We start from the raw sequence: 13,745 nt of genomic DNA, 5'->3' as shown, positions 1-13,745 counted from the left end.
GAACGCGTTGATGTCGTGGCGTCCGGTGAATGCGGCACGACAGGTCAGCAGAATCACCGCGAACGTGGTGACGCGGATGCCACCTGCGGTCGAGGTGCTGCCACCGCCGATGAACATGACGATGGACAGGAACACTTTGGTTGCGTCGCTGACGCCTGGCATCCACGACAGGTCAAATCCGGAGCTTCGTGGCATGACGGCCGCGACCATGGCGTGCCAGAGGCGCGGCTCGATACCGTCTCCGGCGAACAGTAGCTTGTTGTTCCATTCCATCAGCAGGAACCACGTGAACGAGGCGATCACAATGCAGAACGTGGTGGTCAGTGTGAGCTTGGTGTGCAGGCTCCAGCGCTTCGGAGGACGGCGCATGCGCCAGGAGCGCATCAGGTTCAACAACACCGGGAAGCCGAGGGTTCCGCAGAAAGCACTGGCCAGGATCGGCAGGCCGACCGCCCAGTTGTTGACATGCAGCCCGGCTCCGTCGGGGGTGAAGCCGGCATTGTTGTACGCCATGACCGCGAAGAACAGCGATTCCCACAATGTGTGGCGCACATTGCCGTGGTTGACTTTGTAGAGGCCGGGGAACAATGCGACGAATGTGATGCCTTCGATGACGAACGCGGTGGTGATGACCACGGTGAGCACGCCTTTGATTTCACCGAGCTTCGTGGTGCCGAGTTCGTTGGCGGTCAGCATGCGTTGCGTGGCCTTGAGATGGTGGTTCACGGCCAATGCGATCAAGGAGGCGAACGTCATGACGCCAAGGCCGCCCATCTGCACGGCGAAGATGAGCACGCCTTGGCCGAAGGTGGTCCAATGCGTGGTGGAGTTGACGATGGAGATACCGCATGTGGAAATGGCGGATACCGCGGTGAAGAACGCGGTAGTGAACGTGGTGGTTTCGTCTTTCGGTGTGGCGATGGGTGTCATCAGCAACGTAGTGGACAACGTCGCGAGCGTCAGGAAGTAGAAGATGGTCAGGCAGCCCGGATGGTTGACGAGTCGGTGCATGAGGCCGCGTTTGCGCGGCTTGCGGTCTTCCGCCATGGCCTTCTCGAAAGTATCTCCCGAGAACCACCATGCGTAGCCATGCGAGGCCTCACGGTTGGAGGAGGACTCGTCAAAGACGAGGTTTGACATGCCGTTCCTCTCTCCTTTTCTTATGATGTGTTGGTCTTCTTTCCTGTGAGCTATTGTAGGCATATGTGCGACTAACAGGCTATTTGACGGCTGACATTCCTGATTCGTGGCTTGCATTGGAGGCGGATTTGGGGTATTTCCGCGGGTTTTGGCATGTTTCCGACGCGCATTGCCGGTTTTCGTTCATTTGTTCGATTACACTGGAGGTCGGTGGCGTCTTCATAGGCGTTTTTCATAGGACGTTTCCTTTGCTGGAAAGGGATTGACGATGTTCGGTACCCGTCATGCGGTGGTGGTGACACATAGTCGCCTGAGAGAGAGCGGAACGGTGGTTGAGGAGGCGGTCGAGCAGCTGACCCAGGCCGGTTTCGAAGTGTCGATCATCGACAATATCGAGGCGCCGGACTTCGGCAGGCAGTCGCCGGTGGTTCCCGAACGAACCGAAATCGTGGTGGTGCTCGGCGGGGATGGCACCATTCTTCGAGCGGCCGAACTGGTGCACTGCACCAGCGTGCCGATTCTTGGCGTGAACTTGGGACATGTCGGTTTTTTGGCGGAATTTGAAAGCTTCCAGATGAGTGAGGCGATCCGCAGGGTTGCCGAGCATGATTATTCCATCGATGAACGCATGATCGCGCATGTTGACGTGTGGCTGCCGGGGGCGAATGAGCCGATTGGCGATTGGGCGTTGAATGACATCACGCTGGAGCGTGCCGACCGTGGCAAAATGGTCGAATTGTCGATTCGCGTGGATGATGTGGAAATGAGCTCCTTCGGCTGCGATGGCGTGATTGTATCGACGCCGACCGGTTCCACTGCGTATGCGTTTTCCGCAGGAGGGCCGATCATGTGGCCGAACGTGAAGGCGTTGCAGTTGGTGCCATTGGCGGCTCATGCCTTGTTCGCCCGTCCGTTGATTATTGGTTCCGGTTCCACGTTCGCCATCGATATTCTCGAGGATTCCACGTCGGACGGCTGGATCTGCTGCGATGGCCGCCGCCAACGCGCATTGCCACGAGGCACGCGCGTCGAAGTGCGCGAATCGAAGAGCACCTTGCGTCTGGCCCGTCTTTCCGGCGTGCCCTTCACGAATCGCTTGGTCACGAAATTCGATCTTCCTGTTGTCGGATGGCGCGAACAGGCACGTAAAACCGGGGAAGTACATCGCGGCCACGTGTCTCCGGAAGATAAAGAAGCGAACGAGTAAAAACACTGATGCTTGAAGAACTTGAGATTCATAATCTTGGGCCGATCCGTTCGGCATTGATCGCACCTGCCGGCGGTATGACGGCGATCACCGGTGAGACGGGTGCCGGCAAATCGATGCTGCTCAGTGCGATCCGGCTGATTTCCGGCGGCCCTTCCGACGGTGGCCGCGTATCGGTTGGAGCGAACGAAGCGTGGGCGCAGGGCGTGTTCGAGGTCGCCTCATCGCCTGCGGCGGTTGCCGCGGCGCACGAGGCGGGTTTCGAACCTGAAGACGGAGAACTGTTCCTGTCTCGCAAGGTGCCTGCCTCCGGTCGTTCCCGCAGCATGCTGTCAGGGCGTAGCGTGCCTCGTTCCGTACTGGGGTCGATCGCAGCGGAGCTGGTGACGATTCATGGTCAGGCAGACCAGCTGCGTATCGCTTCTTCCGTAAGACAACGTGAGTTTTTGGATCGCTATGCCGGCGATGACGTGGCGTTGGCCGCATACGGCAAAGCTTGGAATGCGCTTCGTGCCATGGATGATCGGTTGGAGCGATTGTCGAGCCAGGAGTCGTCCATGCGTCAGCAGGCGGACTACCTGCGCGAGTCCATCGAACGAATCAACCGCATCGATCCGCAGCCGGGGGAGATGGCCGAGTTGCGTGCTCGCCGTGATCGCATTGAGAACGCGGCCGAGATTGCCGAAGGGGTGAACCGTGCGTTGAGTGCGTTGGATGCTTCGCAGGTTGTTGACGATGTTGAATCATCCAGCGCCACCGATCTGATTGATCGCGCGTCGCAGGCGCTTCGTGCCATTCACGTGGACGGCGTGTTTTCGGAATTGGCCGATCGGCTTGATTCCATCAGTACTGATTTGTCTGATGTGGTGTTTACCTTGTCGGGCGAAGTCGACAATGATCTCGGCATGGAAGACTTGGACGCCATCAATGGACGTATCCATGAGCTTGACGAATTGGTTCGTCGTTGGGGGCCGGAACTGTCGGACGTGATCGCGTGGAGGGATCAAGCGGTGTTCGACTTGGAAGACTTGGATGCATCTCCGGAAAAAGTCGGCCAATTGCAGGAGGAACGCGAGAAACTGTTTGGTGAAGCGTTGAAAGCGGCACGTGCGGTAAGCAAAAGACGTACCGCCGCGGCGAAAGAGCTCGCCGCCAAAGTCACCGCGGAACTTGAATCACTGGCCATGAGTGGATCAAAGTTGGAAATCCGCGTATCGGAACGAGAACATTTGGATGCCTCCGGTGCTGACGACATTGATTTTCTGTTCACACCGTTTCCCGGCTCACCGCAAATGCCGATGGGCAAAAGCGCGTCTGGTGGCGAGCTGAGCCGACTCATGCTGGCACTCGAACTCGTCGCCGCTGAAAAACATGTGGTGGCGGGCGGTTCCGTACCTCCCATGACGTTCATTTTCGATGAGGTCGATGCGGGTGTCGGTGGCAAAACCGCGGTGGAACTTGGCGCACGATTGGCGAAACTCGCTCAATCCGCGCAGGTCATAGTCGTCACCCATCTGCCGCAGGTCGCATCCTGGGCCGACGAGCAATATGTTGTCGCGAAAGGCGAAACGAAAGATGGGTCGGTCGAAACCACCATCAAACAGGTGCGTGGCGGCGATCGTGTGCATGAGATCGCACGCATGCTGTCCGGCAGCGAAAGCGAAGCCTCGCTGGAACATGCCGAAGAACTGCTCAAATCATCGGTTCTCGATTAACGTAGGACGCACAATAATAAAGGACCCCGTGAAACAGGAATCGACCATCAAAAACTGCGTGAGCAGTTTTGAATAAGAATCGAAAGGCAGGATATCGATGGCAAGCAACCAAGGCAAAGGCGCCATTTTCGATCTTGACGGCACACTACTTGATTCCATGGGCGTATGGGATCAGGTTGACATCGATTTTCTTTCAAAACGAGGCATTGACGTGCCGGACGATTACATGACGAAAGTTGCAGCCATGCAATTCCGCCAGATCGCCGAATATACGATCGCGCGTTTTGATCTATCCGACACTCCCGAAGAGCTGATGGACGAGTGGGATCATATGGCTCGCGTCATGTATTCCACAGTGGTCGAAGCCAAGCCATATGCGCGCGAATATCTCGCTCAATTGAAGGGGAGCGGAGCGAAACTTGCCGTTGCCACATCGCTACCGCCGATGATGAGAGAGCCGGCGATGAAGCATGTTGGTATTTTCGACTACTTCGATGAAGTGGTCAGCGTCGATGATGCCGGCGATGTCGGCAAAGACCGGCCGGACGTGTATCTGTTGGCTGCATCTCGTCTCGGAGTCGAGCCGGGGGAGTGCACCGTGTTCGAGGATTTGCTGGTCGGCATGCGTTCCGCCAAGTCGGTTGGCATGAAGGTATGGGCCATGCACGACGATTCGTCCGATGCCGATTGGCCGGCGATTTGCGGTCTGGCAGATGGTGTCATGTTCGACTTCCACGACGCGCCTGCCGTATTGTAGGAACCGGCGTCGTACGGGGATATATGCATTTGGGGCTTTCCGTTGATTCGGAAGACCCCAAATACGTTCCATAAGAGTCTACCGGCTGGCTCGGTTCAGATGTCCTTGCTGCCGTAAATATGCAGCGATATCTTGCGGGAGAACGCCAAGGCGAGTACGTCGATGATCAAGAATGCCGCTAACGCAATGGCTTGGTGCCGGCTGATCGCCTCGGCCAGCTGTTCGACGGTCTTTTCGAGTTCCGGCAATGCCTTGCACAGTCCGATGACCGTGCCCCCGATCACGCCGATGCTCAGAATAATGGCGGCCATGGCGCGATAAGGGGAGAACCGGTACAGGAACGGCTGCACGATGGCGTTGAGCAGAACGAGGGTCAGCACGGTCATCGCGGCGAAGCCGATCGCATCAGTCACTTTAACTGGCTCGTGCATGATGATGCCGGCGCAGGCGATGCTGACGGCCACTTCCAATCCTGCCACCAGATCGCAGGCGATAAGGAATGCGAATCGTCCGAGGATCTGGTGGTTGCGGTTGATGGGCACGATGCCGTTCATCCAATGATGGTTGTTCATCTGTTCATAGGAGAACAGGCTGATATTAAGCATCAGGAAGCCGGAGGCCGCTCCGCCGATGGCGGCTCCCGCAACGCTGTCGAGAGTGGATCCTGTGGCCGCCATCAGGCATGTGAAACCTGGAACGTACGCGAAGAAGATGGCTATGTACGACCGTCCGTAGCTGATGGTGCGGTTCCAGTCCAAGGAAATCTGCCTAAGGATGGCGGTCATGGCGTCCGCGTTCGCTGTCGTGTTCATCGTACGTCTCCTTCGTTGGTATTGCCGGTTGCCGTATGTTCCGCGGCGTTGGTCAGTCTGATCACATCTTCAATCGAAGCATGCTGTGTCAGGAGACCGTCGGTGCCGCCGATGTGTGGGATGTCCTGCGTGCGGACCAACGCGTCGAAGCCGGTTGCGTATGTGCGGATGCCGACCATTGCCCGCTGTAGACCATCAGTAAGCTCATCCGGACCGCCCTTGACCAGACGGAACGCGTCTTCGAACTCGTCTTTCGGCCCGCTGTAATACAGCATGCCGTTCGTTATATACGCGAGGAAATCCGCGCAACGCTCCAAATCGGCGGTGATATGCGTGGAGAAGATTACGCTGTGTCCGCCATCCGCAACATAATCGGACAGGATGTCCATGAGCTCGTCGCGGGACAGTACGTCCAGACCGCTGGTCGGCTCGTCGAGAATCAGCAGTTTCGCATCGTGGCTCAACGCTACGGCGAGCATGAGCTTCATCTGCATGCCGCGCGACAGGTCCTTGATCTTCTTGTTTCGTCCGAGTCCGAACCGTCTGAGGTATGCGTCGAACAGATTGTGGTCCCACAGCGGGTACATTGGGCTGCTTGTCCGTTCCACCGCGTCGACCGTCATGTATTCGATGAAATAGCTGCTGTCGAGCACTACGCCCATCTGCTCTTTGGCCCGCTCCTCATTGGCCATCGCGTCAAGGCCGAGCACTTCGATTCGTCCCGCGTCTCGCGTGGTCATATTGAGGATCAGTTTGATCAACGTGGATTTGCCGGCTCCGTTCGGACCGACCAGACCCATGATGTAGCCGGACGGCAGGTCGAAGGTCACGTCATCCAATGTGAAGCCGGAATCATAATGCTTCGTCAATCCAGTTACGCTCAAGGCCAAGGTTGGCCGTGTTCCTTGGGGGAGTGAGGAATCGTTCATGATTGTTCCCTGTACGCTTTCTCGAACATGCCAAGCAGATCAAGCAGGTTGATGTCGGCGGCTTTGGCCTCGATGGAAACTTCACGGAGCTTGTCCATGATGCGTTCACGCGCACGTTCCTTCATGAGTTCGTTGCCTCGTTCCATCACGAATGTGCCTTTGCCCTGCACATTCTCCACGAGCCCCTCGTCGGCCAGTTCGTTATACGCTCTGGTCACGGTGAGCACGCTGACGCGCAGTTCCTTGGCGAGCTTGCGCAGTGAGGGAAGCGCCTCGCCTGCCGTAAGCTCACCCGACATGATCACGGACCTGATTTGGCTCTTGATCTGTTCGTAAATCGGTTCTCCGGACACGGATGAGATGATCAGCTTCAATCTGTGCCTCTTTTTCTGTATATTCCGTAGGTGATATATCTCCCAGCTGAACAGTTAGATGCAAACTGTTTAGCTGTTATATATAACAGTAACACAGAAAACCCGTACTGTTATTGCGTGTCGCATAACAGTACGGGTTTTGTCGGAATATAAGGGAATCCGCCGCTCCATGAACGTCTCTTGCGGTCGGCGATTGACGGAAACGATATTTACTTGCGTTCGCGGATTGTTTGTTGATCGTTCACGTTTAAGGCGTTGCGTGTTCGCCTTCCAAGCCTATTTTGTCGCCCGGGCTGGCTTGTCTGACAGCTTCAATGTGGCAAAGCAGAAGAGGTAGAAGAATGAGGATAATGGCGAAAAACCGTACGGCAACAAAGGGACAGCGGCAGGCAGGAGTCTGGCGCAAACGCGGTACCAAATCGGTGGGCGGTGGCATGCTTGCGTTGACAAGCGCTGTAGTGGCAGCGGCGATGCTCGCAACGCCAGCGGCTTTGGCTGGGGAAGGAACCGCCCGGTATTACAGCAGCAAGCAGCCGTATGTTGCACCGGCGAGCACATCATATTCAGCAATTCCGAACAGATACCATCTTGCATACACCGAGTCTGTGGCAAGGCATGGCTCGCGTGGCCTGTCGAGCTACAAGTATGACGCTTTGCTGGCGCTGATGGCTCAGTCCGCTGCGGAAAACAATTATGCTGGATTCGTTAGCCCAGAGGTTGGCAAGGAATTCATCAACAATGTCAATGCTATTACCGCGGCCAACGTAGGCAACGGGTATGGCATGCTCTCTGGTCAGGGCGCCATACAGCATCAGGGCATTGGTGAGAGAATATACCAGCGTGATGCTGATCTGTTCGCCAATGCCGCAAAGCAGGGACTGCGCGTCTCATACCAGAGCTCGGGTGAGCCTCGTGCAACCGAATCCGGAGAGAATTTCAAACTAGGATTCGATCAGGCTTCCAACGGTTTGCTGGCGAATGCGGTTGTAGCACCGAATAATCCTGCGGATAACAATTCCGGCAAGGATTTCGACAAGAACACCACCACGTTGTATTTCCATAAGACCGATAATCCGGATGGTACGCAGAAAACGGGCGAGGCCAAGGAGCGCGCGGAACGTTACCAGCAGTTCGTCGCGAATGATGAGGGCATCGCCAAAGCTGAGGAAAACGTGACGAACGATCCATCCATGACCACCGCTTCGCATGATCTGCTCTCTCAAATCTTCACTGACGATTTCCTCGCGTCCGTCGGCAAGGAGGAAGGCCAGCGCATCTGGTACAACACGGCTGACGGCACGAAGAAGGGCGCGGCCAATTGCGCTGCCGGCGCCGACCCTGCCAAGGATGCGAACGCGTGCGGTGACGCCAAGAAGAAGATCGCGTCGGAACAGGACGCGGCAATGGATTTGTACAATCTGTACATCATCGCGGCCGATATGGAACAGGAGAACACCGGATCCCACACGTTCAATTTCGACCAGTACTTCCAAGGTCAGCACGCCCAGGATGCGAAGACGTTTGCTTGGTCGCTTGATGCCGAGGACTTCTACGAGAAGGGACCGGGGCGCGCAGGTCAGGATGAGACCTACCGCATCGCCCAGCCGTTGCTCGACGATTTCTTCAATGCGATCGACACGAGGGAGCGGGCCGGCACCGCCGCGACGTTCCGATTCGCACATGCCGAAACCATTATTCCGTTTGCAGCATTGCTGAAGCTGCCTGGATCGCAGCAGCAGGCGAGTGAACTGTACACGTATGAGAACAATCCGTGGCGTGGCGAAAGTGTGACGCCGATGGCTGCGAATGTGCAGTGGGATGTGGTTGTGCGTGATGGTACGGACGCTTCGGGGCAGCCGTATCAGCCGTTGGTCAGAATGCTGTACAACGAGACGGAAATCGGATTCAACGATTCCTGCACGCCAATTGCGGATGGTTCGACCTGGTATAAGGAAAGCGAGCTGAAAAGCTGTCTGAATGGTAAGGGAACCACGGTTGATGCCCGACTGACGGATGAGGAAGGTCAGCCTGAAACGCCAGGCCATGAATCGACACCAGATGATTCGCAGAAGGCTCCGGGTGCGAATCATGCGAACGGCCAGCGGGAGCATCCGGTGAAATCGTCCGCGAACGGCGGCGATGCAGTCAAGCTCGCCAAAACCGGTTCGAACGTGACGCCCGCCATTGTGGCGACCGTCGTGATGGTGTCCTCCGCGATTCTTGGAGGAAGCTACGCGCGGCGTTCCCGCCGGAAGGCTTGATTTAAAACCTTATCTCGACCGGGTTACGGCCTGACTTGCAACTTGGCCGCAGCCGGACTTCGGTCTAGCGTTTTACATCTGATGCGCTGTTCCCAATTCCCATCCTCGGGCTTGGAAGCAGCGCATCATTGCGTCAGGTGAGGTATGAGGTCAGTGCGTATGCAGCTGGGGCTTTTCGCGCACTTTGGCGGTGAAGTAGTCCGCTTCCACCTTCCATACGGTGACGGCGCATACCTGCTGGTCGGTGAACTCCACATGCTCCATACCGGCCTGCTGCCTCATCAGCAGTGCGAGCCCCTGGCGCGCCTCGTCAAGATCGTCGATGATGGACGCGGTACCATTGCCGACGATCGACTTGAACGCCTCGCCCCAATTGCACAGCGTGCGCCCCTCGACCACCTCGCAGTCAGTCGCCATTTCGAATGCTACAGGAAGCGCGTTGCCCGCGGCCTTGACCGCGTCCATCTTGCGCCCGGTCGCAGAACCATGGAAATACAAGGTGAGATGATTGGATTCCGTGTCGAATACGTATCCAAAATTCAACGGCACGATGGTGATGCCCTCCGCATCGGTGTATGCAATATTCACGATCTTGCACGTTGCGATAATCGCATCAATCTGCTGTGGTTCGGTTACCTCACGGTCGGCACGCCTCATCATGCGATGCCTTCCCGCAACCGTCCGCTCATCATTACGACGCGTCACCATGGCACGTTCCTCTCTGCTGGATTTACACACCCAGTCTACCGGCTCCCTCGGCCGATGCTGTACACGCCGGAACCATCATCCCACCAAGCATGATCCACCGGCTCCGGCTGCGCAAGACGCTTCGACCCTTCAGCATTTCAATCGCCTTCAACTCCAAACGTTCACGCTCCTCAGCCAACGCATCGCCAACACGATCAAGCAAACCGCACACGCGAGCCGTGGACTGACATGTCGGAAGACGATGATTTATTGTTGGAAGTCTGAGTCTCATCGCGCTTCTCCTCTTCTCTTACGAGGCCGTGCCCCGCGCCGTTACGAGACCTTCGAAAGGCTTGTCGAAGAGACCATATTCGAAGACATCGGCACACTGCACGACCGCTATCAGGAATTCGGCATCTACCCGCTACTGACGCTGCTTGCGTCATTCGCATGAAAAAGCTGATCTATAAACAAAGCGGCATCGCATTCCAAACTAGAAAACGGAACCATCAAGCTTGTCGAGCGCCCGCAGCAAAGAATCAACATGACCCTTCGCGCGCACGTTGTACCGGGCGATACGAATCACTCCATCACCATCGATCACGAAAGTCGAACGAATTACACCCTCATAGACCTTGCCGTACAATTTCTTCTCACCATACGCACCATACAAACGATGCACAGTCAGATCGGCGTCCGACAACAACGGGAACGTCAAATGATCGCGCCCGCGGAATCGGATGAGCTTGTCCAACGGATCCTTCGATACGCCGAGCACGGTGAATCCGCGGGAGCGCAGGCGTTCGAGGTTGTCTCGGAAGTCGCAGGCCTCGGTGGTGCAGCCGGGAGTCATCGCGGCAGGGTAGAAGTATAGGATGATATTCTGGCCGCGCAATGCGGAGAGCGCGATGCTATCGCCGTTGTCGCTGGGAAGTGTGAAGTCCGGGGCCGTCTGCCCCGCTTCGAGTCGTGCAGATGTACGGGAGTCCTGCGCTGCTGGGGTTGCTGGCGAATTGATGTCGGACATGATTGCTCCTTACCGTTCTTCGGACTTCGTGCCGATACAAAGCGCGAATAGGTGTCATCATACCCGCCTTACGTGCGCGCGGCTTGCTTGAATCGTTGTGCGACGATCTATTTTTCTCGTTCCAAAGCGAGCGCAGTATCGAATATTTCGATGTGAGTGGAACAGTTTTGTTCGTGCATGGGCTATTATTGAGATGACAAGTTTTGTGCCATTCCCCAAACCGGCTCGCCGTCGGTCGGGGCGGCGGAAGGCTTGCAAGAGGTCACTGCCGGATACCTCCACCACGTCGAAAACGTGGAAACCGTAAGGGAGGTGTAGCACACCATCCGTGCGAAACCGTTGGAAAACGGAAGGATGAGCGAAACGTCCCGCGAGAGCGTGGCGAACTGCCCAAGCAGTAGGCGTCAGACCCGTCAAGGGAACAGATCCGAAAAGATCTGTTCCCTTCTTTTTATTTGGAGGGCAATGATGGCTGACCGCAGCAAAGAGAAGGCGGAGTGGCTTCGGAAAGTAAGGGACGAAATCCGTCCCGCATATGCTCGGTTGCTTTCCTTGGGACGGTTGATTCTTCAATGTGATGACGGTAGCGAAGTTGCCATCAGATTCACTAAAAGCGCTTTTGCCCATCTATGTGGTTTTGAATACTATATGGATTCTCACAAGGAACGTCGAGCCCGGCAATCGGATTTCTATGACGACATCGTACGAAGGAATTTTACGGCGAAGCGTGCGGACTATACACATAGGCATAACGACAGGAACACGTCATACGAAAAGCGGCGGAGTCATACAAAATCAAAACTGGATATAGCAGGTGAGGCCTTCAACCATGTGGTGACCGCTGCCTATGTGGTGGAATCTGCGAAAAGCGGCTTGATTTTATTTGCTGGTGATGAGCGGTGGGCGTTGGGTTTGTCGGAACAGGTGAACAAGAAAGATGAGCGGACGGGTGATTACATTCCTGCATCTCTTGTGAATGAGAGTGTTCTTTCCGAGAGCATCCACAGGCGGGGTACGCGTGTGAGAAGCGTCGTATCAGCAAGGTGGGAGTGATTCCGGAAACCGTTCGCTTGGTCTGTAGTCGTAGGCTTTGGTGGCGTAGTGGCGGTCATCGCTGCAGGATAAGAGCGGGATGATATTCCGGACGTGAACGATGTCTCGATCATTCTCTTTGGGATTCCTCGTCGGCCATGAATTAAGGAAAGCAGGCTGTATCTCGCCTATATATGGCAGATTTCGGGATGCGACGGGAGGTATTTCGCTTATATATGGCAGCCTGTTCCTCAAAAATGAAGCTTTTCATACCCCCTACCTACTGTTTCGGCAGACTGGCCTGCCATATATAAGCGAGAAGCCTCCGGACAAGTCCGTGAATCTGCCATGCATAAGTGAGATGAGGGCAATGCACATCGAGGTGATGAGTTTTGTCTTTGCCGACGTGCTGGGCATCCCTGTCGAAAACGTCGCAGTAAACGAGCTCGGCGGCCTTGGCGACGCGATGTGCTCCGCCGTGGGAACCGGCTTGTACAAGGATTTCCAAGAAGCGTTCGTGATTGCTGTAGCGAGGATGGATTCAGGCCACACGAATCACTCCATCACCATCGATCACGAAAGTCGAACGAATTACACCCTCATAGACCTTGCCGTACAATTTCTTCTCACCATACGCACCATACAAATGATGCACAGTCAGATCGGCGTCCGACAACAACGGAAACGTCAAATGCTGTCGGGCTACTGGCGAATTGATGCCGACGTGATTGCTTCTTACGGTTCTTCGGACTTCGTGCCGATATAAAGCACGAATAGGCGTCTGTTGAGGTCGGTCGGAGGACTGTGAGCCACGGTCGGCCTCAACGTGCTAGATGGTTGTTAGAGGTTAGAAGACGCTGTAGCCGCCATCTACGCGAATATCAGTGCCAGTAACGTACGAGGAGGCGTCGCTGGCGAGGAAGAGTACCGTGCTGGCAATCTCGTCATTCGTGCCGAAACGGTGCATTGGCACGACTTCGAGCATGGCGTCGTGGCCAGGCATGTCGATACGGCCATTGAAAATTCCAGACCACACGTATCCGGGGGAGATGGTGTTGGAACGGATGCCATCTTTGGCGAGCGCCGCGGCAAGGTAACGTGAGTGTTCCATGATGGCCGCTTTGGTGGCGCCATACGCGTTCACCGGCGTCGGACTTCCCATCATGTAGTTCGCGTTGTGTCCGGACAGGGAGGCTGTGAAGATCAGTGAGCCGCCATGACCGTGTTCGCGCATGATTTCATGCGCGATGCGGCCGGTACGGTAGGTGCCGTTGAGGTTGATGTTGATGGTGCGCGTCCATACTTCTTCGGTGGCGTCTTGGTCATCTCCCGGTACGTTGACTCCGGCGTTGAGGAATGCGAAGTCGACGGTGCCCAGCTGTTCCACCAATTGCGTTTTGAGTTCCGCGACTTGTACCGTATCGGTGACGTCGCAGGTGAGCGCAATGACGTTGGTGCCGAAACCTTCGCGCATGTCTTCCACCAGTTCGGTGAGCTTGTCTTCTTGGCTGGGCAGGTCGACTAGTGCGACGTCTGCTCCGGCTTGGGCGAGTGCGGCTGCGGCGTTGCGTCCTAGACCGCCTGCGGCTCCGGTGACGAAGCCTTTGCGGCCGCGCATTGAGAATTTATCGAGTATCGAGTAGTTTGAATCCTTCCATTTGTCGAGGGGATAACGTTCGTCGAAGATTTGTTCGACGGTTTTCTCTGGAATCTGCGATGATTCATCTGCCATGTTTCGCTCCTTTGCGTTATGATGACCGCTTTTTAGATGCGTTCGCAGCACCATGTTTCCAGCACATCATAT

General features: G+C 56.0%; 13 protein-coding genes and 1 pseudogene. 6 read left to right on the top strand and 8 right to left on the bottom strand.

Annotated elements, in window-relative coordinates:
* A partial coding sequence (locus tag CE153_RS06970; RefSeq protein ID WP_099595653.1) for a potassium transporter TrkG occupies nt 1–1,140 on the bottom strand: 1,140 nt, incomplete at its 3' end.
* A 268-nt stretch (nt 1,141–1,408) separates the two neighbouring features.
* On the opposite strand from CE153_RS06970, the gene CE153_RS06965 reads away from it, so the two are divergent.
* The 3 genes from CE153_RS06965 to CE153_RS06955 all read left to right on the top strand — a co-directional run bounded on the left by CE153_RS06965 (nt 1,409) and on the right by CE153_RS06955 (nt 4,819).
* Nucleotides 1,409–2,347: an NAD kinase gene (locus tag CE153_RS06965; RefSeq protein ID WP_039198526.1), complete on the top strand. Its 939-nt coding sequence runs from the start codon at nt 1,409–1,411 to the stop codon at nt 2,345–2,347.
* Between the two features lie 8 nt (nt 2,348–2,355).
* Entirely contained in the window at nt 2,356–4,062 is a 1,707-nt protein-coding gene (gene recN, locus CE153_RS06960; RefSeq protein ID WP_039198524.1) for a DNA repair protein RecN, read from the top strand.
* Nucleotides 4,063–4,159: 97 nt separating this feature from the next.
* Complete coding sequence (locus tag CE153_RS06955) at nt 4,160–4,819, top strand: HAD family hydrolase (RefSeq protein WP_039198523.1); 660 nt, start codon at nt 4,160–4,162, stop codon at nt 4,817–4,819.
* Between the two features lie 95 nt (nt 4,820–4,914).
* On the opposite strand, the gene CE153_RS06950 is transcribed toward CE153_RS06955, so the two are convergent.
* From CE153_RS06950 to CE153_RS06940, 3 genes are read right to left on the bottom strand one after another with little or no spacing between them, the layout of a single operon-like run.
* Complete coding sequence (locus tag CE153_RS06950; protein ID WP_099595652.1) at nt 4,915–5,631, bottom strand: ABC-2 transporter permease; 717 nt, start codon at nt 5,629–5,631, stop codon at nt 4,915–4,917.
* On the bottom strand, nt 5,628–6,560 hold the full coding sequence (locus CE153_RS06945) for an ABC transporter ATP-binding protein (RefSeq protein ID WP_039198519.1): 933 nt from the start codon (nt 6,558–6,560) through the stop codon (nt 5,628–5,630). The genes CE153_RS06950 and CE153_RS06945 overlap by 4 nt, the downstream gene beginning before the upstream one ends.
* A complete protein-coding gene (locus CE153_RS06940; protein ID WP_039198517.1) occupies nt 6,557–6,934 on the bottom strand; it encodes a GntR family transcriptional regulator in 378 nt (125 codons plus the stop codon). The genes CE153_RS06945 and CE153_RS06940 overlap by 4 nt, the downstream gene beginning before the upstream one ends.
* A gap of 350 nt (nt 6,935–7,284) precedes the next feature.
* Here CE153_RS06940 and CE153_RS06935 point away from each other — a divergent pair, with 350 nt between their 5' ends.
* Nucleotides 7,285–9,195, top strand: a complete 1,911-nt coding sequence (locus tag CE153_RS06935) for a histidine-type phosphatase (RefSeq protein ID WP_442861970.1) — start codon at nt 7,285–7,287, stop codon at nt 9,193–9,195.
* Between the two features lie 150 nt (nt 9,196–9,345).
* Here the strand turns inward: CE153_RS06935 and CE153_RS06930 are convergent, their stop codons facing one another.
* Nucleotides 9,346–9,903, bottom strand: a complete 558-nt coding sequence (locus CE153_RS06930) for a pyridoxamine 5'-phosphate oxidase family protein (RefSeq protein WP_099571903.1) — start codon at nt 9,901–9,903, stop codon at nt 9,346–9,348.
* Between CE153_RS06930 and CE153_RS08875 the strand changes: the two genes are divergently transcribed.
* Nucleotides 9,902–10,336, top strand: a complete 435-nt coding sequence (locus CE153_RS08875) for a hypothetical protein (RefSeq protein ID WP_180753434.1) — start codon at nt 9,902–9,904, stop codon at nt 10,334–10,336. The genes CE153_RS06930 and CE153_RS08875 overlap by 2 nt on opposite strands.
* 39 nt (nt 10,337–10,375) lie before the next feature.
* Here CE153_RS08875 and bcp read toward each other — a convergent pair whose 3' ends face one another.
* A complete protein-coding gene (bcp, locus tag CE153_RS06920) occupies nt 10,376–10,909 on the bottom strand; it encodes a thioredoxin-dependent thiol peroxidase (RefSeq protein ID WP_099595650.1) in 534 nt (177 codons plus the stop codon).
* Nucleotides 10,910–11,377: 468 nt separating this feature from the next.
* Between bcp and CE153_RS06915 the strand changes: the two genes are divergently transcribed.
* Nucleotides 11,378–11,962, top strand: coding sequence for a PBECR4 domain-containing protein (locus CE153_RS06915; protein ID WP_143433106.1), 585 nt, complete (start codon nt 11,378–11,380; stop codon nt 11,960–11,962).
* Nucleotides 11,963–12,482: 520 nt separating this feature from the next.
* On the opposite strand, the pseudogene CE153_RS06910 reads toward CE153_RS06915, so the two are convergent.
* Nucleotides 12,483–12,641 (bottom strand): annotated as a pseudogene (locus CE153_RS06910) (redoxin domain-containing protein); the annotation flags it as partial.
* Between the two features lie 147 nt (nt 12,642–12,788).
* The gene (locus CE153_RS06905; RefSeq protein ID WP_236824492.1) at nt 12,789–13,673 is read right to left on the bottom strand and encodes an SDR family NAD(P)-dependent oxidoreductase; all 885 of its coding nucleotides are present in this window, start codon (nt 13,671–13,673) and stop codon (nt 12,789–12,791) included.
* Nucleotides 13,674–13,745 lie beyond the last annotated feature (72 nt).

The sequence above is a fragment of the Bifidobacterium sp. N4G05 genome, assembly GCF_002742445.1.
Lineage (GTDB): Bacteria > Actinomycetota > Actinomycetes > Actinomycetales > Bifidobacteriaceae > Bifidobacterium > Bifidobacterium hominis.
The sequence above is the reverse complement of the archived record's forward strand: the minus strand, read 5'-3'. Positions and strand labels throughout refer to the sequence as shown.